Source organism: Pseudoxanthobacter soli DSM 19599, from assembly GCF_900148505.1.
Lineage (GTDB): Bacteria > Pseudomonadota > Alphaproteobacteria > Rhizobiales > Segnochrobactraceae > Pseudoxanthobacter > Pseudoxanthobacter soli.
The window spans coordinates 265,475-285,936 of sequence record NZ_FRXO01000006.1 but is presented as its reverse complement, the minus strand read 5'-3'; the positions used below and the strand labels follow the sequence as shown (position 1 = coordinate 285,936).

Annotated in this window: 15 protein-coding genes; 11 read left to right on the top strand and 4 right to left on the bottom strand. The window is 67.0% G+C overall.

What is annotated here, in order from left to right:
- Nucleotide 1: 1 nt before the first annotated feature.
- The 5 genes from xylB to BUF17_RS16005 all read left to right on the top strand — a co-directional run bounded on the left by xylB (nt 2) and on the right by BUF17_RS16005 (nt 6,003).
- Nucleotides 2-1,471, top strand: coding sequence for a xylulokinase (gene xylB, locus BUF17_RS16025; protein WP_073630494.1), 1,470 nt, complete (start codon nt 2-4; stop codon nt 1,469-1,471).
- Nucleotides 1,468-2,481 (top strand): ABC transporter permease, encoded by a 1,014-nt coding sequence (locus tag BUF17_RS16020; protein ID WP_073630492.1) that lies wholly within the window; start codon nt 1,468-1,470, stop codon nt 2,479-2,481. Before xylB ends, BUF17_RS16020 begins: the two co-directional genes overlap by 4 nt.
- Nucleotides 2,482-2,652: 171 nt before the next feature.
- On the top strand, nt 2,653-3,612 hold the full coding sequence (locus BUF17_RS16015) for a substrate-binding domain-containing protein (RefSeq protein ID WP_084564762.1): 960 nt from the start codon (nt 2,653-2,655) through the stop codon (nt 3,610-3,612).
- A 181-nt stretch (nt 3,613-3,793) separates the two neighbouring features.
- The gene (locus BUF17_RS16010; protein WP_073630490.1) at nt 3,794-5,284 is read left to right on the top strand and encodes a sugar ABC transporter ATP-binding protein; all 1,491 of its coding nucleotides are present in this window, start codon (nt 3,794-3,796) and stop codon (nt 5,282-5,284) included.
- On the top strand, nt 5,266-6,003 hold the full coding sequence (locus tag BUF17_RS16005) for a beta/alpha barrel domain-containing protein (RefSeq protein ID WP_073630488.1): 738 nt from the start codon (nt 5,266-5,268) through the stop codon (nt 6,001-6,003). The genes BUF17_RS16010 and BUF17_RS16005 overlap by 19 nt, the downstream gene beginning before the upstream one ends.
- 26 nt (nt 6,004-6,029) lie before the next feature.
- Here BUF17_RS16005 and BUF17_RS16000 read toward each other — a convergent pair whose 3' ends face one another.
- The gene (locus BUF17_RS16000) at nt 6,030-7,232 is read right to left on the bottom strand and encodes a glycoside hydrolase family protein (RefSeq protein WP_073630486.1); all 1,203 of its coding nucleotides are present in this window, start codon (nt 7,230-7,232) and stop codon (nt 6,030-6,032) included.
- A gap of 79 nt (nt 7,233-7,311) precedes the next feature.
- Complete coding sequence (locus tag BUF17_RS15995) at nt 7,312-8,541, bottom strand: CaiB/BaiF CoA transferase family protein (protein ID WP_073630483.1); 1,230 nt, start codon at nt 8,539-8,541, stop codon at nt 7,312-7,314.
- Nucleotides 8,542-9,026: 485 nt separating this feature from the next.
- Between BUF17_RS15995 and BUF17_RS15990 the strand changes: the two genes are divergently transcribed.
- Both BUF17_RS15990 and BUF17_RS15985 read left to right on the top strand, forming a co-directional pair.
- Complete coding sequence (locus BUF17_RS15990) at nt 9,027-10,628, top strand: GMC family oxidoreductase (RefSeq protein ID WP_073630481.1); 1,602 nt, start codon at nt 9,027-9,029, stop codon at nt 10,626-10,628.
- A gap of 67 nt (nt 10,629-10,695) precedes the next feature.
- Nucleotides 10,696-12,177, top strand: a complete 1,482-nt coding sequence (locus BUF17_RS15985) for an aldehyde dehydrogenase family protein (RefSeq protein ID WP_073630479.1) — start codon at nt 10,696-10,698, stop codon at nt 12,175-12,177.
- 98 nt (nt 12,178-12,275) lie between these two features.
- Here the strand turns inward: BUF17_RS15985 and BUF17_RS15980 are convergent, their stop codons facing one another.
- The gene (locus BUF17_RS15980; RefSeq protein ID WP_073630477.1) at nt 12,276-13,991 is read right to left on the bottom strand and encodes an FAD-binding protein; all 1,716 of its coding nucleotides are present in this window, start codon (nt 13,989-13,991) and stop codon (nt 12,276-12,278) included.
- Nucleotides 13,992-14,405: 414 nt separating this feature from the next.
- Between BUF17_RS15980 and BUF17_RS15975 the strand changes: the two genes are divergently transcribed.
- Genes BUF17_RS15975 through BUF17_RS15960 form a run of 4 tightly spaced genes read left to right on the top strand, consistent with a single transcriptional unit; the run spans nt 14,406 to nt 19,105 of the window.
- A complete protein-coding gene (locus tag BUF17_RS15975; protein WP_244530912.1) occupies nt 14,406-15,620 on the top strand; it encodes a CaiB/BaiF CoA transferase family protein in 1,215 nt (404 codons plus the stop codon).
- Between the two features lie 47 nt (nt 15,621-15,667).
- Complete coding sequence (locus tag BUF17_RS15970) at nt 15,668-16,621, top strand: dihydrodipicolinate synthase family protein (protein WP_073630475.1); 954 nt, start codon at nt 15,668-15,670, stop codon at nt 16,619-16,621.
- A 35-nt stretch (nt 16,622-16,656) separates the two neighbouring features.
- The gene (locus tag BUF17_RS15965) at nt 16,657-17,487 is read left to right on the top strand and encodes an enoyl-CoA hydratase/isomerase family protein (protein ID WP_073630467.1); all 831 of its coding nucleotides are present in this window, start codon (nt 16,657-16,659) and stop codon (nt 17,485-17,487) included.
- Nucleotides 17,480-19,105 (top strand): GMC family oxidoreductase, encoded by a 1,626-nt coding sequence (locus BUF17_RS15960; protein WP_073630464.1) that lies wholly within the window; start codon nt 17,480-17,482, stop codon nt 19,103-19,105. The genes BUF17_RS15965 and BUF17_RS15960 overlap by 8 nt, the downstream gene beginning before the upstream one ends.
- A 184-nt stretch (nt 19,106-19,289) precedes the next feature.
- Here BUF17_RS15960 and BUF17_RS15955 read toward each other — a convergent pair whose 3' ends face one another.
- Nucleotides 19,290-20,405, bottom strand: a complete 1,116-nt coding sequence (locus tag BUF17_RS15955; protein WP_073630462.1) for a mandelate racemase/muconate lactonizing enzyme family protein — start codon at nt 20,403-20,405, stop codon at nt 19,290-19,292.
- Nucleotides 20,406-20,462 lie beyond the last annotated feature (57 nt).

The window sequence follows — 20,462 nt, the reverse complement described above, 5'->3', positions numbered from 1 at the left end:
TATGCAGCGCGATCTCGTCGCGGGCGTCGACTCCTCCACCCAGTCCTGCACCGTCGTGCTGCGGCGTCTGGAGGACGGCGCGGTCGTGGCCGAGGCGCGCAAGCCGCATCCGCCGACCACGCCGCCGCGCAGCGAGCAGGCGCCGGAGGCGTGGTTCGCCGCTCTCGTCGCGGCATTCGGCGACCTCGATGCCTTCCTGCCGCGCATCGCCGGCATTTCGGTCGGCGGGCAGGGTCACGGCCTCGTCATGCTCGACGATGACGACCGGTCGCTGCGTGACGCCAAGCTGTGGAACGATACGGAATCGGCCGGTGATGCGCAGGGGCTGCGCCGGAACCTGCCGATCGCCGAATGGGCCCGCCGGACCGGATCCGTCCCGGCCGCCGCCCTGACCGTGAGCAAGCTCGCCTGGACCGAGCGCGTCCACCCCGGCCTCGTCGCCCGGGCACGGCGGATCATGCTGCCGTCCGACTATCTGCTCTACCGCCTCAGCGGGCGGGCGGCGACGGAACGCGGCGTCGCCTCCGGAACCGGCTATTTCAACCCGTTCACGAACGCCTGGGACCACGCGCTCGCCGACCTGGCGGTGCCGGGGACCGACTGGGCGCGCGTCCTGCCTGACATCATCGATTCGAGCGCCGCGTCGGGTTCGGTGCAGCGCATCGAAGGGCTTGAAGCGCTCGAAGGAGCGGTCACGGCGGCCGGCTCGGGCGACAACATGACCGCCGCGCTGGGTATGGGCATCCGCGAGGGCGACGTCGTCATCTCGCTGGGAACGAGCGGCACCTACTATGGCGTGACGCCGGTCGGCATCCAGGACGAGAAGGGCCTCGTCAACGGCTATGCCGACGCCACCGGCGCCTTCATGCCGATGATCACCACCCTCAACTCCGCGAAGGTCACCGATGCCTTCCGCCGCATCCTGCGCGCCGGGACCGAGGAGTTCGACGCGATGGCGCTGTCGACGGAGCCGGGTGCGCGCGGGCTCGTTCTGGTGCCCTATCTCGACGGCGAGCGGACGCCCGACCTGCCGAACGCCACCGGCATTCTGGCGGGCCTGCGCAGCGATGTCGAACCGGGGCAGATCGCCCGCGCGGCCGTCGAGGGCGTGATCTGCGGCCTCCTGGAAGGCGGCGACTACCTCGCCTCCCTCGGGCTGGAACGCGGCGGCCGGCTGATCGTCACCGGCGGTGCGTCGCGCTCGCGCGCCTATCGCCAGATCCTCGCTGACCTGACCGGCCAGCCGGTCTGGAGCTGCGACCTGCCGGAAGCGGCCGCGGCGGGTGCCGCCGTGCAGGCGGCCGCCGCCGTCCAGGGGCGCCAGGCCGCCGACGTCGCCAGGCAATGGGAGCCTCACTACGCCGTCGTGGCAGAGCCGCGCACGCCGGAAACCGCACGCAGTCAAGACGTGCGGGCCGCCTACAGGGCGGCATTGCCCCTCGCACGGGGCGGGAGGGAGACACCGCAATGACACAGAACCAACCGCAGGGCGGCAGGCAGATCCGCGTTCCCGCCGAGGCCGGCATCGCCTTCGTGCTGGTCGTCGTCATGATCGTCGGGGCGTTCGCCTCTCCGAACTTCCTGACGCTGTCGAACATCTTCATCCTGCTTCTCAACGGCGCGGTGATCGGCTTCCTGTGCCTCGGACAATCCTTCGTGCTGTTTACCGGCGGGATCGATCTCTCCTGCGGCTCGATCGTCGCCATGACCTGCGTTCTGGCGGCGGTGTTCATCGAATATGTCGGCCTGCCGTGGCCCGCGGCGGCGCTTCTCGTCCTCGGCGTCGGGGCGCTGGCCGGCGCGCTGAACGGCGTGATCATCGACAAGACCGGGGTGCCGCCGTTCATCGTCACCTTCGCCATGATGGGCGTCGCCGCCTCCATCCCGCAGATCATCACCGGGGCGGAATCCATCCGCGTGATGGATTTCGGCTACCGCTTCATCGGCCAGTACAAGCTTTTCGGCATTCCGTTTCCGGTCGTTGCGCTGTTCATTGCCGTGGTGGCGGCAGCGCTGTTCATCAAGCGCACGGTGACCGGCACGCACATCTTCGCGGTCGGCGGCAATGTCGAAGCCGCGCGGCTTGCCGGTGTCAACACATCCCGCATCACCGTCCTCGTCTATGCCATCTCCGGGTTCTGCGGCGCCTGCGGCGGCCTGATCTACGGCTCGCGACTGATGACGGGCTATCCGACCGCCGGGCGTGGCGACGAGCTGTTCTTTTCGATCGCCGGCGCGGTGGTGGGCGGCGTCAGCCTGTTCGGCGGCATCGGCTCGATCTGGGGCGCGATGATCGGCGCGACGCTGATCGCGACCATCTCCAACCTCATGAACGTGCTGAACGTCAGCGCCTACTGGCAGCCCCTGGTCATCGGCCTGATCATCCTCGTCGGCGTGACGTTCGACACGATGCGCTCTTCCAGCCGGCTTTCCATGCCCTGGGTCGCGCTCCTCAAGAAGAAGTTCTCGGCCGGCGCCTGATCCGCACGGTCCGAGCCTGTCCCGCACGGATCGGTGCTGTGCGGGCGATGCGAAGACGGCCGCTGTCTCGACCGGTTTCTGCCGGTCGGACGCGTCAGCCGGCCGGACGCGCTCCGCAGATACCGCCGGCGGGCCCGGCGCACGATTTCATCATTCAACCAGGAGGAAACGATGAAGAAAAAATACGTGATCAAGTCGCTCTTGGCGACGCTCGCTGTGTCGCTCGCGTTCGCGGCCCCGGCCGCCCACGCGCAAGACAAGAAGGTTCTCGGCGTGGCGCTGCCGAACCTGACCAATCCCTATTATGTCGCCATGAAGAAGAGCTTCGAGGAAAACGGCGCCAAGCAGGGCTTCGATGTCCGCGTGATGATCGCCGACAACGACGACGCCAAGCAGCTGTCGCAGATCCAGACGCTCGTTCAGCAGGGCGTCAGCGCGGTGGCGCTGAACTGCGTCTCCTCCGGCCCGTGTGTGGCGTCCGTCTCCGAGCTGAACCAGGCCAAGATCCCGGTCTTCACCATCAACCTCCTGCCGGATCCCGAAGGCCTCAAGGCGGAGGGCCTGAAGGTCGAGCAGGCCGTGCAGACCGACCAGAAAGCCGGCGGCGTCTATATCGGTCAACAGCTCCTCAAGGATATCGGCGCGGACGGCAAGGCGGTGATCGGCATCGTCGGCGAGCCGACCTCGGTGTCTGCCAATGCCCGCGACGACGGCTTCAAGGAGGCGCTCGCCTCCAACCCGAACGTCAAGTTCGTGGCGCTGGTGAACGGCAAGGTCGAGGAGACCACGTCGCTCAAGGTCACGACCGAAATGCTGCAGGGCAATCCCGACATCACCGTGGTCTATTCGGACACCGAGCCGGCAGCGCTCGGCGCCATCGCCGCCATCCAGCAGATCGGCCGTGACGACGTGAAGCTCTATGCCTTCGTGGACAAGCTCGGCGTCAAGCACATCGAGGAGAACTCGATCCTGAAGGCCGGTGCCATCCAGGAGCCGGCCAAGCTCGCGCAGATCCAGGTCGAGAACATCAAGAAGTTCCTCGACGGCGAGAAGCTCGAGCCGGTGATCGACAGCCCGCCGCTGCTCGTCAACAAGGACAACGCGGCCGAGGTCGTCGACAAGGCCTACTAGAGCATATCCCGTTCAGATCGAACCGATCTGAACGACAAGGATATGCACAACCCTTTGAATCTGGAGCGAATTCTTGTCGATCTGACGATTCCGTTAGATCGGAAAGCGCTCTGAGAACCCGGGGGGCGCGCCCGATGAAGGCGCGCCCTCCGCCGATCGGTTGTTCTGCGAGGGGCGGGATATGTCGAGCTACAAGGCGACGGGCATCACCAAGTCCTTTGCCGGTGTCGGTGTGCTGCACGGCATCGACCTGACCGTGACGCCGGGGACCATCCACGGGCTGTTCGGCCACAACGGGGCCGGAAAGTCGACATTGCTGAAGATCCTGGCCGGCGCGCTGCCGCAGGACGCCGGCACGCTGAGCGTCGATGGCGAGACCGTCAGCCTTTCATCGCCGCGCGAGGCGCTCGCCAAGGGTATCGGCTGCGTCTATCAGGAGCTGCGCCTGATCCCGAACCTCACGGTTGCGGAAAATCTGTTCCTCGGCCGGGAAATCACGGCCCGCGGCCTGAAGCGCACGGCCGAGATGAACGATTACAGCCGCAGCCTGCTTGCCGGATACGGGCTCCATCTTGATGTGACCCGCACCGTCCAGGGACTGTCCCATCCCGAGAAGCAGCTGATCGAGGTGATCGCCAACCTCGAGGGCAAGGTCCGATATCTCTTTCTCGACGAACCAACCACTGCGCTCGACGGCAACCAGTCGGCGGAACTGCTCGCCCACGTCCGGCGCATCGCGCTGGAGCGGCAGATCGGCATGGTTCTCGTCTCCCACAAGCTCGACGAGGTGCTGACCGTCTGCGACGAGGCCACGGTGCTCTCGGGCGGGCGCGTCGTCTATCACGCGGTGGGTGACGCGGTCGGCAAGGGGGCGATCGTCGACGCGATCGTCGGCGACGCCCACGGCAAGCACGTCGCCAGCCGGCGGAAGGCCGGAGAAACCGGGGATGTTTGTCTTCGCGTGGCAGGTCTTGCGGGCAGCCGCCTCAAGGGTGCCGATCTGGAGGCCCGGTCCGGCGAAGTGCTGGGCCTTTACGGCCTCGTCGGCTCCGGCCGCACCCGCTTCCTGCGCACGCTCTATGGCATGGAGCCGGTGACGGCCGGCACGGTCGACATCCGGGGGCGGCGCTATACGCCCTCGACTCCGACCAGGGCCATCGAAAGCGGCATCGCCTTCCTGACGGAAGAGCGCAAGGTGGATGGTTTCGTCCCCCTGATGTCGTCGCTCCAGAACGTCGTGCTTTCGACCTTGAAGCGCTATCGGCGGAACGGTCTTGTCGATCTCGGTGCGGCACGGGCCGCCGCGCGCAGCACGCTCGCCTCGATCGGCACGCGCGGGCGGCTCGAGGCGCCGACCAAGTCGCTTTCCGGCGGCAACCAGCAGAAGGTCCTGCTCGGCCGCATCATCGAACAGGACGCCGATCTGATTCTGCTCGATGAGCCGACCAAGGGCGTCGACATCGGTGCCAAGTCCGACATCTACGACATCATCCGCCGCCTCGCCGACGAGGGCCGGTGCATCGTCGTCGTCTCCTCGGAAGAGGAGGAACTGATCGAAATCTGCGACCGGATCGCGATCTTTCAGAACGGCTACTGCAACCGCCCGCCGAAGCCGGTGACGGAATGGACGCTCGGAAAGCTCCGAGAAGCGGCATGGGCGCCAGCAGCATGATGGGCACCAGCGGCATGACGGGCGCTGGCGGTGTGCAGGGTCCCGGCGGTACGATGAGAGCGGGCGCGGCAACTCACCTTTCGGCATCCGTCTATGCTGCGGATCCGCTTCATCTCGCGGACGAGATCGAGGCGGTGCTGCCCTATGTCGAGTCCCTGCACCTCGACGTCATGGACGGCATCTTTGCCCCCCAGTATGGCCTCAGCGTCAGAGTGATCAGCGACCTTGCCGCGCGGATCGCGAAGCCGCTCGACGTCCACCTGATGGTTGCGCGGCCGCGGGAGGATGTCATCCGCTTTGCCGAACTCGGGGTCCGGTCGCTCGCCATCCACATCGAGTCGGAAGGGGATTTCGCCGAGCTCGCCGGGATCGCCAGAGCCAACGGCGCGTGCGCGTTTGCCGCACTGCGACACACCACGACCGTCGGCGAACTCGAGCGCCTCGCAGGCCGGGCCGACGGCTGGCTGTTCCTGACCGCGCCCGCCGGCGGCGGCGCCTTCGACGAACGGGCATTCGAACGCCTGTCGCAGCGGCCAGCCGGACTTCCCACGATCGTCGACGGCAAGATCGGGCCGGAGCACTTCGGCCGGCTCGACGCCCTCGGCGTCGACCTCGCCGTGGTTGGCGCCGCCCTGTTCGACGGCTCCAGCGCGCGGGAGCGCGCGAGGCTGTTCGCGGAGCGGCTCAAGTTCGCTTCCGTTCGGACCGATCCGACCTGAGCGGACGATGACCCGGAGGGATGGGCTCAGGCCAAGCCGGAAGGCGACAGCGGCGCCGGGACGGGCAGGAACCGGTCCCCCAGCGCGAGGCGCGCGATGGCTTCGACGAAATAGTAGTCGCCGAACATCACCGCGGCGTCCGGGCCGATATTGTGGGGTTTCGAATAGCAGCCGTGCATCAGCAGGCCGCGATGGGCGTCGTCGCGTGCGAGATGGTTGCGGGCTAGGCCGGCAAGCAGCTCTACGCCGCGCGCCGTCCACCGCTCGCGTTCCGCCGCATCGGGATGGAGCGAGCCGATGTCGAGGAGGCCGGCCGCCATGATGGCGGCGGCGGAGGAATCGAGCGTCGGCTCGGTGCCCGGATCCGTGAAGTCCCAGGGCGGGCAGTCGCGATCGCCGAGTTCCGCCAGCCATCCCGCCGCTATCCGGGCGGCGACGTCGAGCCAGCGCGTGTTTCCGGTTGCCCGCGCCGTGGAGGCGAACCCGAGCACCGCCCAGCCGGCGCCGCGCGACCAGGACGACTCGTCCGAATAACCCTGGAAGGTGTAGCCGCGCCTGCGGGCGCCGGTGATGGTGTCGTACTCGACCGCGTGATAGAGGGTGCCGTCGGGTCGGATGAAGGCGCGCTCGGTCATCGCGGCGTGTGCCTCGCCCGCCAGGCGGAAGCTGGCGTCGCCGGTCATCTCCGCGGCCCAGTAGAGCAGGGGAATGTTCGCCATCGTGTCAATCGCCGAACTCGCCCGCCCGCGAGGATCGTCGAGCGGCCCCCACGAGGAGATGTAGGCGCCGGAGGCGGTCGCCACGAGGCGCAGGCGGAGTTGCACCGCTGCTTCGAGCCCCATCCGGCCGATTTCCTCATCGCCCGTGATGCGGAACAACGGGACCGCCGAACTCCAGAAGATGAATCCGATGTCGTGGGTGTTGGGATCGCCCGCGCGCTGGGCCACGAGGCGCATGCGCTCGCGGGCGATCGCCAGAAAGCGCTCGTCGCCGCTGTGCAGATAAGCAGCCGCCAGGAGCCCGACCCAGAAGCCGCAGAACCAGTTGCCGTGGCTCCACGCCTCGCCGTCATAGCCCGCCGACCGCGAGGCGAGCATCGTGTCCCACGACCCGTCCGGGCGGGTCACATAGGGAAAGCCGACGCCGATGCTTGCCTCGTCCTCCAGAAGCTTGCGGCACAGGAGATCGAGCACCTCGGACGTGAATCTCTGGTCGGCCTTGGGCGACATGACGTTTCCAACCCGGTTCTTGTTGTGATGACATCCGACCGGCATCGTTCCGAGCCGGCACACTTCGCCACTGCGTTGGTCAGGCGGAGAGGTTTTCCGGCTGATCGCGCCGCTCCGGAACGCGCTCACCAGCCACGACGCCGCTCCGGAACAGCGTCTCGATCTCTTCGCCGCCATAGCCGAGTTCGGCCAGCACTTCGGCCGTCTGGGCGCCGAGCTTCTGAGGGGGCAGGCGTACCGCGGGAGCCTCGCCGTCATAGCGCACGGGATGCGCCACGAGCGTCACCGGGGTTTCCGTTGCGCCGTCGACCGTGACGAAGCTCTTGTTGTGGACGATCTGAGGATCGCTCGCGAGCTTCGAATAATCGTTCACGGCGGAATGCCAGATGCCGCGGGCGGTGAAGATCGCGCTCCATTCGGCGGTCGTCCTCGCCGTCAGCGCCCGGGCGATGTTCGCCACCGCCTCATCGCGGCGCTCGTAGCACTCAGCGTTCGGGATGCGCTGTTCGTCCGGCAGGTCGAGCGCATCGGACAGCGCATCGAGGGTACCGAGCGAGATGGCGATGAAGCCGTCCCGGGTGGAATAGATCCCGTAGGGCGCGCTGAAATACCAGCCGGCGAGCCGGCCGGGCTGGGCGACGTCGTCATTCCTCGGGCCGTTCAGGTAGCAGACGAGCGATTCCATCTGCAGGTCGAGCGCGGCGGACAAGAGGCTGACATCCACCCGGCCGCCCTTGCCCGTGCGCTCCCGCCGCAGCAGCGCGGCGAGGATGCCGGCGGCGAACAGGCTGGCGCCGTGATGATCGACCGCAGACACGCCGACGGCGCGCGGACCGTCCTCGCGGGTGCCCGTGATCGTCGCAAGGCCCGACATCGCCTGGATGATCAGGTCCTGGCCGGGTCGGTCGACATAGGGGCCATCCGGACCGAAGCCGGACGCCGAGGCATAGATGACGCGCGGGTTCGTCTCGCGGATATCCTCGAAGCCGAGGCCTAGCTTCGCCATCACGCCCGGCCGGTAGTTTTCCGCCACGACGTCGGCGCCTTCCACCAGCTTGCGGGCGATCGCAAGCCCCTCCGCGCTCTTCAGGTTGAGGGCGACGCTGCGCTTGTTGCGGTTGCCGGTGAGCTGCAGCATCGTCTGGCCGTCTACCTGACGGTTCGCCCCACCCCACTTGCGCTGGAACGCCCCTTCGACGGGTTCGATGGCGATGACGTCCGCCCCGAGATCGGCGAGGAACTGGATGCCGACCGGCCCCATCAGGAAGTGATTGAAGCTGACGATCCGGATTCCCTCCAGGTGTCTCAAGGAACTCTCCGTTCAATATGTGAAAGCGCTTTCAAGAGAAGTACCGTCGAAGCGGGAGGAGCGCAACCGGAAAACGGACCGGACACGGACCGGGGAGGTGCCGGTCGGGATGCGGACTGCAAACCCGCCCTCCATCAGAGCGCAAGGGCGCTGAAGTCTGCGATTTCCGGAGATTAGGGCGCGGTGACAGCCGTCGACGGGGCATCGCAGATGTCCCATGCCATTCCTTGGTCCCGGACCGGAGCGTTCGGTCGGCGACCGACGTTGGAGCGCGAACAGGAACACGTCTGTGCTTTTTTCCACCGCGGGCCTTGAATTCCTGCGGCAACGCCGCGATCATATGAAAACGCTTTCATACTTTAGCGGGCAGGGCGATTCCGCCTCCGCGTCCGACAGGAAGCGCTTGCCGCATCGGTGCAGGAACGCCTTCGCGCGTGGCATGCCGGGAACCACCCGCAGCCGACACCGGGCGCACGGGAGGAAACATGTTCGACTTCATCATCGTCGGCGGGGGTTCGGCGGGATCGGCCCTGGCGGCGCGGCTGTCCGAGGATCCGGATGCCCGCGTTCTCCTGCTGGAGGCGGGGCCCCGCGACTGGAACCCCTACATCCACATGCCCGTCGGCTTCTACAAGACGACCAAGGGCTCGCTGACCTGGCGCTACGAACTGGCGCCGCAGGTCCACCAGAACGGCATCACGCCGCTCTACCCGCAGGGCCGCGTGCTCGGCGGCGGCTCGTCCATCAATGCGCAGGTCTATATCCGGGGCAACGCGGAAGACTACGATACATGGGCTGAAATGGGCTGTCCCGGCTGGGGGTACAAGGACGTGCTGCCCTATTTCAGGCGGGCGGAGAGCAACGAGAAATTCTCCGGCACCTATCACGGCACGGATGGCCCGCTCAGCGTGGTCGACCAGCGTCATCCCCACAAGCTGAGCAAGGCCTTCGTGCAAGCCTGCCAGGATTACGGGATTCCCTACAATCCCGATTTCAACGGTGCATCCCAGCTCGGCACCGGGCTCTACCAGACGACCAACCGCGACGGTCGCCGGTGCAGCGCGGCTGTCGCCTATCTGCGGCCGGCGTCGCGGCGTCCGAACCTGACCATCCGCACCGGCGTCCATGTCAGCCGCATCGTGATCGAGCGGGGCAGGGCGGTCGGCGTCGAGATCGGTAGCGACGGGCGGCTCGTCACCGAGCGCGCCTCCCGCGAGGTCGTCGTCACTTCCGGTGCGATCGGTTCGCCGAAATTGCTGATGCTTTCGGGCATCGGGCCGAGCGCACATCTCGCCAGCCACGGCATCCAGACGCAGGTGGATCTGCCCGGCGTCGGACAGAACCTGCACGACCATCTCGACGTGTTCATGATGTACAATGTGAAGAACGTCGATTCCTACGACGCCTACAAGAAAGCGCGGCGGAAGATCATGCCGGGGCTGCAATATGCCCTGTTTCGGAACGGGCCGGTGGCCGGCACCATCGTCGAGGGCGGCGCGTTCTGCGCCACCAGCAAGGACCTGCCGGCGCCCGATCTCCAGTACCACTTCCTGCCGGGAACCGGTGTCGAGGAGGTCAACGACACCGCCGAAACCGTGACTGGCAACGGGTGCACGCTCAACGGCTACTTCATGCATCCCCGCGCGCGGGGCGCCGTGACGCTGAAAAGCGCCGACCCCCGTGTGCCGCCCTCGATCGATCCGAACTTCCTCGGCGACCCCTACGACGTCGAACGGACGATCGACTGCGTGAAGGTCGGCCAGGAGATCATGTCCCAGCCCTCGATGGCGAAGTTCATCGTCAACGAGTTCATGCCGGGAACCAGGGTTCGCTCGCGTGCAGACTACGAAGCCCTTGTTCGCAAGATCGGGCGTTCGGGCTATCATCCCGTCGGCACCTGCAAGATGGGGCAGGACGAGATGGCGGTGGTGGACCCGCAGCTCCGCGTCCACGGCGTCGACGGGCTTCGCGTCGCCGATTCCTCGATCATGCCCCGGCTCGTTTCCGGCAATACCAACGCGCCGAGCATCATGATCGGCGAGCGCGCTTCGGACTTCATCCGCGGCAACAGGGTCGGCGCGGCGTAGCGCGCCTCCGCCCAACAAATCAGAGGGCCGCACCGGCGGCCACCGAACGTCCTGGGAGGACACGTCCATGAACTATGTCTCTACCGTCCGCGAATACGGCATCGTCGTCGACGGATATTCGACCGGCAGCTTGCAGATGATCGATCGCGTCTCGCCCGCCTCCGGGCGGCTGGTCTCGCGGTTCGTCAGCGGCACCGCGGAAGATGCGGCCGCCGCCATCGCGGTCGCGCGCAAGGCGTTCGACGACGGGCCGTGGCCGCGCCTCTCCGGCCTGGAGCGGGCGGCCATCCTGCGCCGCTGGGCCGACCTGATCGCCGAGGACAAGGAGCGGCTCGCCCGCATCGAGGTGGACGAGGTCGGCAAGCCGATCCGGATGGCGCGGGGTGATCTCGACGGCGTGATCGACCTCTTCCAGTTCGCGGCGAGCCTCGCCATGCAGGTCCACGGCGAGACCTACACCAATCTCGGTCCGGACAAGACCGCCTGGGTGCATCGCGAGCCCGTGGGCGTGGTCGGCATGATCATCCCATGGAACTTCCCGGCGATCATCTACGCGCAGAAGGTACCCTACGCGCTGGCCGCCGGCTGCACGGTGGTGGTGAAGCCGTCGGAATTCACCTCCGGCACCGCGCTCGAACTCACCCGGCTCGCGCGGGAGGCCGGCGTGCCCGATGGTGTCATCTCGGTCGTCACCGGGTTCGGCGATCCCGTTGGCGAGGCTCTGGTGAAGAGCCCCGACGTCGATTTCGTCTCCTTCACCGGCTCGACCAATGTCGGCCGCCGCATCGTCGCCAACTCGGCCGAGACGCTGAAGCGGGTGTCGGTCGAGCTCGGCGGCAAGTCGGCGAACATCATCTTCGCCGACGCGGATCTGGACGACGCGATCGACGGCGCACTGTTCGGCGTGTTCTTCAACCAGGGCGAATGCTGCTGCGCCGGCACGCGCCTTCTGGTCGACGAGGCCATCGCCGACACGTTCGTCGAGCGGCTGACCGCGCGCGCCAAGGCGATGAAGGTCGGCAGCGTCCACGACGACGACAGCGACGTCGGTGCGATGATCAGCGAGACCCACCTCAACCGGGTGTGTTCCTATCTCGACAAGGGCAGGTCCGAAGGCGCGCGGCTCCTTGCCGGCGGAGACGTAGACCGCTCGGGCGGTGGGCTGTTCGTGCAGCCTACGGTGTTCGACCATGTCGCACCGGACATGACGATCTTCCGCGAGGAGATCTTCGGGCCGGTGCTGTCCATCACCCGCTTCAAGACCACGGAGGAAGCGGTCGCGCTCGCCAACGACACCACCTACGGTCTCGCGAACGCGATCTGGACCAAGAACTTCGACACCGCTCATCAGGTCGCGCCGCGGCTGCGCAGCGGCACGGTGTGGATCAACACGGTCGTCGACACCGGGCCTCAGACGCCGTTCGGCGGCTACAAGGCCTCCGGCTTCGGTCGCGAGATGGGACAGGCCGGCTTCGAGGAGTTCACCAACGTGAAGTCCGTGATCGCCCGGCTTGGCAAGCGCACGCCCTATTACGCGACGAAGGGCTGATCGCTCTTATCCCGTCCGAAGACGCAATCGAGCCCGGGGCCGGCAACGGCCCCGGGCTCTTCCATTTCAGGTGTGCCTACGGGCTACCGGACGGGCGTTCAGAGATCCGCCAGCCGCTCCCGGCGGAAACCCTCGGGGGCGCCGATGTTCAGGACGATGTTGTGCTCCAGCGCGGCGCTCGGCTGCGGGTGGTCCTCGCGATAGTGGCTCCCCCGGCTTTCCGCGCGGTTGAGCGCCGCCAGCGCCATCAGATCGCCGACGTCGAGAAGGTTCAGGAGTTCGATGGCGGCGATGGTGTCCGCTGGCGAGGCGATCCGGGCCGTCTGGGTGAGGTCCCGCCGGATGGTCGCGACCTCGCTGCGGAAGGCCGTCAGCCCCGCCATATCGCGCAGGATGAGAAGGTGCCGGTTTGCGGTCCGTTGCAGGCGCGAGCGAAGCGCACCGAGATCCGTGTCGCCCCGTCCCGAGAACCGGCCGAGATAGGCGCCCTGCTCGCGATGGAGATTGGGGATATCGGGATGGTCCGTCGTCCGGGCACGCGCCGCCGCGGCACGGCCGGCGCGTCCGCCAAACACCTGACAGGTCACCGACATATTGCCGCCCAGCCGGTCGGCGCCGTGCGGGCCGGCTGCGACTTCACCGGCCGCGAACAGGCCCCGGATGTTCGATTGCGCGTCGGTATCGATTCTGAGACCGCCATTGATGGCGTGGGCCGAACAGGCGATCTGCACCTTGTCGGTGTAGAGATCGGTGCCGCGCTGCTTGTACCAGTCGTAGGTGAGCGGCCACATGCGCGCGATGCTGCGGCTCTTGTCGGCGAGGATGCGGTCGAAATCGCAGCCGATGAAATCGAGGAACACGCCTCTCTCGTCGGTGCCGCGCCCGTCGTTGATCGCCTTCTGGATGCCGATCTCGATATGGCGCGAGATGTCGCTGGCGCTGAACGGAAAGTGGCGCTGCTTCTCCTGGATCACGGTGTCGAGGGAGAGGCCTTCCGGCAGGTAGTCCTGCAGGAAAGGCACGCCGTCGCGGTCGGTGAGGTTGGGGCGGGCATCCCAGAGATAGTTGCCGAACAGGTTCACGAAGGGCGAGATCGTGCTCACGCCGGCCTGCATGAACTCCATGTTCACGAGGTCGGCGCCCGCGCGGTGCGCCATGGCATAGCCGTCGCCGGTGATGTCGGACGGATAGAGATTGGTGGCGAACAGCTGGCTTGCGCCGCCCGTGGTGAGAATGGTCGCCTTGGCGCGCAGGATCCACGGCTGGCCGTCGGTGCCGATCGCGTAGGCGCCGAAGCACTGCCCGTCGCGGACGATCAGGTCGACGATCATCAGCCGGTCCATTGCCGCGATGCCCCGGCGGGTTGCCTCGGCGCCGAGTGCCTTCACGATCGGCTTGAAGTGGTCCTTGATGACATGGGATCGGGGCTTGCTGGAAAAGCAGGCCCGGAAGGTCAGGTAGCGGTCGGCATCGCGTTCGAATACGACGCCGTAACGCTCGAGATAGCGCAGGGCATCCTCGGCCTCGTTCGCGAGAATGGCGCTGAGTCGCGGATCGGACATCCCCTGCGCCGCGGTGAGGATGTCGTTCAGGAAAACATCCGGGCTGTCGGCCGGATCGCCGGTGCCGTCGGGCACGTTGAAGGCGCCGACCTCGGCGACACTGTGGAAGGTGGCGCCGCTCCGGCGGAATTCACCCTTGATGGCGACCGTGACCTCGGCGCCCTCGGCCTCGGCGTCGAGCGCGGCCCTCAGCGCTGCCGCGCCGCTGCCGACGACGAGTACGTCGGTGCGCAGTTCCCTTGGAGCAAGCATGCCGAATTCTCTCCCGAACGTCGCCGGTGCCAAGCGGCTCCGGTGTTATTGAAAGCGTTTTCATTCTGGTGATACGACGAACCCGGACCGCGCGCAACCGCGCACCCGGCTGGCGGCGGCCTTGCCAACGTGCCGGGTCCGACGCTGGGAGCGGCGCGATGCCGTTAACCGGCTATGCGCAGAAGGTTGTTTTCATGATGATTTTCGGCACTTATCCCGTGCTTTAAAGCATGGCAGGCCACACGATGGGCGCGGAATGGCGGTCGTGCCCGGTGCGCGGGCGATATCGGACGTCGCCGCACGGATACCGGCCGGGGGACTTGATTCCCGCCCCACTTCCCTGCTATTCCACAAACAAATGAAAACGCTTTCAAATGGCGTGGGCGAGCCGCGCGGTCCGGGAGGAAGGACACCATGCTGCTGGACGGTATCCGGGTCGTCAGCTTCTGCCATTTCCTGCAGGGGCCGGCCGCTGCACAATATCTGGCCGACATGGGTGCCGACGTCGTGAAGGTGGAGCCCGTCGATGGCGCCTACGAGCGCCGCTGGTCGGGCGCCAACGTCTATGTCGATGGCATCAGCGGGTTCTATCTCTGCGCCAACCGCAACAAGCGCTCCATCGGCATCGATCTCAAGAGCGCCGACGGGCGGGAGGTCGCGCGCCGCCTGATCGCGAGCGCGGACGTTGTGATGGAGAACTTCCGGCCCGGCGTGTTCGCCCGGCTCGGCTTCAGCGAGGAGGCGCTGCGGGAGATCAACCCGGCGCTGATCTACGCCTCGGCATCCGGCTTCGGTTCGACCGGTCCGATGGCGCAGAAGCCCGGGCAGGACCTGCTCGCGCAAGCCCGTTCGGGGCTCGTCAGCGTGACCGGCACGCCCGAAGGCGGGCCGACCCCGGTCGGCGCGGCTATCGTCGACCAGCACGGCGGCGCGCTGCTGGCGATGGGCATTCTCGGCGCCATCATCCGCCGGATGCGGGAAGGATTAGGCACGCGCGTCGAGGGCAGCCTGCTCAATGCGGGCATCGACCTGCAGGGCGAGGCCCTGGTGAATTTCTTCGCCGGCAATCTCTCGCGCGAGGTGCTGTCGCGCGAGAGCAATCTCGCGACCTGGTTCCACGCCGCGCCCTACGGCGTCTATCCTGCGAAGGACGGCCAGGTGATCGTGTCACTCTGCGATCCCGCCGATCTCGCCGTCGCGCTCGACGACGCCGCGCTGCGCGACGCGGCCTCACTCGACCGCTTCAGGGACCGGGACGAATATGCCCGACGCCTCCGCGCGGCGACGAAGCGCTTCACAAGGAGCGAACTCGCGGAGCGGTTCGATCGCCACAACGTGTGGTGGGCGCCGCTGCACTATTATGACGATCTCCTGTCGGACCCGCAGTTGCAGCACGCCCAGGTGTTCCGGCGGATTACAGTCCGCGGGCATCCGATGGTGCTCGTCAATCATCCGAACCGCTACGACGGCGGCGTGCCGGAGCTGCGCGTGCTCGCGCTTGAGATCGGTGAGCACACCCGCGAGCTGATGGCCGAACTCGGCTACGGCCGGGACGAGATCGAGCGGCTGGTCGCCTCGCAGGCGGTGGCGGCGAGCGAGCTGGCCGAGGCAAACCTCAAGGCCTCCTGACAACATGACGCCGGTCCGATCGGCGGGGACTGAGACGGAGATTTCCCATGCCCAAGCGTGGATTCGATCCGAGAGGCGTCATTCCGGCCTGCCTGATGCCGTTCAAGGCCGACCTCTCGATCGACGAGGGCGCCTACCGGAAGCATCTGGCGGATATCGCCGCGGTGGACGGCATTTCCGGCATCACCATCAACGGACACGCGGCGGAGGTCCACGCGCTGACCATCGACGAACAGCACCGGGCGCTCGTCGTCACGAAGGATGCGCTCGGCGACCGGGTGCCGATCATCGTCGGCGTCTACACAAGTTCGAGCCTCGAGGCCGCGCGGATTGCCGCCGATGCCGAGCGGGAGGGGGCGGACGCCCTGCTCGTCTTCCCGCCGGAGGTGATGGCCATGGGCGGACACCTCAGGCCGGAAATGATCCGCGAGCACCTGCGCCTTGTCACGGACGCCTGCGATCTGCCGATCATCCTCTTCCAGTACCCGGCCGCGTCGAACCTCGGCTATCCGCTGGCGACGCTGCTCGATCTCTGCCGGGAATTCCCGCAGATCCGCGCGATCAAGGACTGGTGCGGTGACGGAAACCTACACGAGCGGCAGATCCGGGAACTGAAGGCACTGGATCGCCCGGTCAACACGCTGACCACCCATAGCGCATGGCTGCTGGGTTCGCTCGCGATGGGATGCGACGGCCTGCTGTCCGGCGCCGGAAGCACCATCGCGCCGCTGCAGGTGGCGCTGTTCCGCGCTGTTCAGGCCGGCGACCTGCGGCAGGCGCGCGCCATCAACGACCGCATCTACCCGACGGTGCGCGCGTTCTACAACGCGCCGCTGCTCGACATGCACAATCGCATGAAGCAGGCCCAGGTGCTGCTCGGCCGCATGGACGCGGCCCATGTGCGGCCGCCGCTGGTCAGGCTGCCGGAAGCCGAGATCGCCGAGATCCGCCGCCTGATGATCGAGGCCGGATTGCTGGAGACCATGGCGGAGCCGGCCTGAGCGGAAGGCCGGATCGCGGGGAGCGGAGCATGCACATGGAAGAGGGCCCTGCGACCGGAATCCGGCTGGAACGGAAAGGCGGCGTTGCGCGGCTGATCCTCGACCATCCGCCGCTGAATGTTCTCGGTCACGGGCTGCGCCAGGCGATGTTCGCGCATGTGCGCACGCTGGAAAGCTGCGACGACATCCATGTCGTCGTGATCGAATCCGCGGTGGCGGCCGCGTTTTCGGTGGGCTCTGACCTGCGCGAATTCCCGCAGGACGAACTCGGCGGGATCGCGAAGATCCGCTTCGAGCAATATCTGCTCGACCATCTGGCGGGCCTGCCGCAGATCGTCGTCGCCAAGCTCGGCGGCTTCGTGCTCGGCGGAGGCGCAGAGATCATGCTGGCCTGCGACCTGCGCATCGCGGGACGGACGGCGCGGTTCGGCTTTCCCGAGATCCGCGTCGGCGCGCTGCCGGCCGCCGGCGGCATCAAGCGGCTGATGCAGGATATCGGCCCCGTCCGGGCGCTGCGGCTCGTGCTGTCGGGCCGCCCGATCGCGGCGGACGAAGCCCTGGCCATCGGCCTCGTGACCGAGGTCGTCGTCGACGAAGCCCTGGACGCGCGCGTCGAGGACATCGTCGCCGAACTGATGGCGCAGCCTCATGACGGCCTGCGTCTCGCCAAGCGGTGCCTCAGGGCGGCGCTGCCGGCGACCGCGATCGACACGGCCGAGGCGGACGCCTTCGGTGCCCTCTATCGCGGCGACAACCTTCGCGAAGGCGTCGCCGCCTTCCTGGAAAAGCGACCGCCCCGCTTCAACCGCCCCACGGCGGACCGACAAGACGGCGGCACGGAAATGTCTGGAGGAAATCGTGGGTAATGTCAGCTCCACGGACTACATCATCGTCGGTGCGGGTTCCGCCGGGTGCGTGCTCGCGAACCGTCTGTCGGCCGATCCTTCCAACCGTGTGACGCTGCTGGAAGCGGGCGGCCCGGACCGAAGCATCTTCATTCACATGCCGGCCGGCTATTTCCAGCTCATGCGGACCGGCCAGATCGACTGGGGATACAACAGCCTGCCGCAGCCGGGCCTCGGCGGGCGGCGGCTTCACGTTCCGCGCGGCAAGGTGCTCGGCGGGTCGAGCTCGCTCAACGGCATGGTCTATGTCCGCGGCGACGCCTCGGATTTCGACCATTGGGCCCAACTCGGCAATCGAGGATGGTCCTATTCGGACTGTCTGCCCTATTTCCGCAGGTCCGAGCAGTTCAGCGGGCCCGCAAATCCCGCACGCGGCCGAGACGGTCCGCTGAAGACGACCCGCAACGCCATCGTGCATCCTCTGGCGAAAGCCTTCGTCGAGGCGAGCAAGCAACACGGCCTGCCCTACAATGACGACTTCAACAGCGGAGCCGACCAGGAGGGCGTCGGCCCGATGGACTGCACCCTGGCCGACAACCGGCGCTACAGCTCGGCCGTCGCCTACCTGCGGCCCGCGCTCGCGCGGCCGAACCTGTCGGTGATCACGCGTGCGCTCGTCTCGCGCGTCCTCGTCGAGAAGGGCCGGGCGGTCGGCGTCGAATACGTGACCGGCCGGGAGAAGCACACGATCCTCGCCGATCGTGAGGTCATCCTCGCCGGCGGCGCGGTGAACTCGCCGCAACTGTTGCAACTCTCCGGCATCGGAAACCCGGATGCGCTGCGCGCCGTCGGCGTGACCCCGATCCACGACTTGAGGGGCGTCGGCCGGAACCTGCAGGACCACCCGGCCTTCTCGGTGAAGCAACGCTGCACCCAGCCGATCTCCTACTATCCGATGACGAAGACGCTGAACGCGGCCGTCTCGCTCGCCCAGTACGCCTTGACGAAATCCGGCCCCGCCGCCGGCAACGGCATGGAGGCGATGGCGTTCGTCCGCACGCGTCCCGGCCTCGCCGCGCCGGACATCCAGTATTTCCTGATGTTCCTGATGTACGAGGACAGCGGCCGGCGCATCCTCCAGGAGCACGGCTTCATGCTGTACTACACCCTGCAGAGGCCGGAGAGCCGCGGCTCGATCATGATCACGTCGAACGACCCGGGCGTCGCGCCCGGCATCGACTTCAACTATTTCGAGCGGGAAATCGACCTCGTCACCATGCGCGAGGCGGTGAAGATCGCCCGGGATATCTTCGCCCAGCCGGCCTTCGATCCCTTCCGGGGCGGCGAGTACGGCCCCGGCCCGGATGTGAAGACCGACCGGCAGATCGAGGAGCACCTGCGCAACAACGCCTTCTCGAACTATCACCTCTCGGGCACGTGCAAGATGGGCCGCGACGCGGATGCCGTAGTCGACGACCAGCTCCGCGTTCACGGCCTCGACGGCCTGCGGGTGGTGGATGCCTCGATCATGCCGACGGTGGTGAGCGGAAACACCAATGCCGCCACGATCATGATCGGTGAGAAGGGTTCCGACCTGATCCTCGGGCACCACACCGCGGAACTGGCCGAGAGTGCGTGAGACCCGGAGGGCCGCCGTTCGGATGAACTCATCCGCACGGCAAGCCTGCTGTCGTCCGGATCGAACGGCGCGCAGATGAACGCTATCCGCGCGCGCCGTGTCATTTTGATGGGATTTAAAGAACTCGCCTACCCTAATGGGGATATGCGGCGAGGCGGCTTTGCGGCGGCTACCGCATCTCGGTCTACAGCGCCTTCCGCAGGGCAGCGTCTGCGGCTTCGAGGCGGTCCCAGTCGAAGTTCACCCCGCAGCCGGGCTCGTCCGGTGCCACCGCCCGGCCGTTCTCGACGACGAGAGGACGGTGGGTGTAGCGGTCGATCTGGAACGCGTGGACTTCCAGCCAGCCGGCATTCGGCACCGCCGGCACGAGGCTGACGTGCAGCTCCTGCATGCCGTGACTGCACACCGGGATGTTCTTCGCCTCGGCCAGCTTCGCCACCCGCAGGAAGCCGGTCACGCCGCCGCAATTGGAGGCATCGGGCTGGATAAAAGACAGCGAGGAGTAGGCGAAGGCGTGCCTGAATTCCTGTTCGGTATGCAGGTTTTCACCCATGGCCAGCGGCACGGTGGTCGCCTTGGCCAGAAGACCGTAGCCGGCGAAATCGTCGGGCTCCATCGGCTCCTCGAACCAGACCAGATCGAACGGCTCGAAGGCCCGCGCGGCGGCGGTGGCGCGCTCAAGATCGTAGCCGAAATTGCCGTCGACCATCAGCTTGTTCGACGGACCGATACGCTCGCGCACGGCGCGCAGACGCGCCACGTCCTCGGCGAGATCGGGCTTGCCGACCTTGATCTTGATGGCCGTGAAGCCCTGGTCGAGATAGCCGCCGACGCTGTCGACCAGCTTCTCCAGCGGATAGTTCAGGTCGACACCGCCGCGATAGGTGAGGGGCGTCTTGCCAGCGCCGCCCGCCATCTTCCACAGCGGAAGGCCGCGTACCCGGCCGCGAAGATCCCACAGCGCGATGTCGATGGCCGAGATCGCGAACGAGGCGATACCGCCGCGGCCGACATAGTGCAGGCGCGACTGCATCTCGTCATAGAGCGTATCGATCTCGTCGGCGTCGCGGCCGACCAGCATCGGCGCCAGATCATGGTCGATCATCGCTCTGGTGGCATGGCCGCCGGTTCCGATCGTGTAGGAATAGCCGATGCCCGACTGCCCGCCCTCGCAGGTGATTTCCGCCGTCACCAGTTCGAAATAGGTCTGCAGGCCGTGCCGCGCATCCTGCATCGGCTCCTCGAGCGGTATGCGGAACACGCGCGCCTCGACGTCGCGGATGATCTGTCGGCTTTCCATGATCCCTCACCGTGGATTTTGTTGATTGTTCCGCCTGCCGCGCGCGCGTCGTGGCAT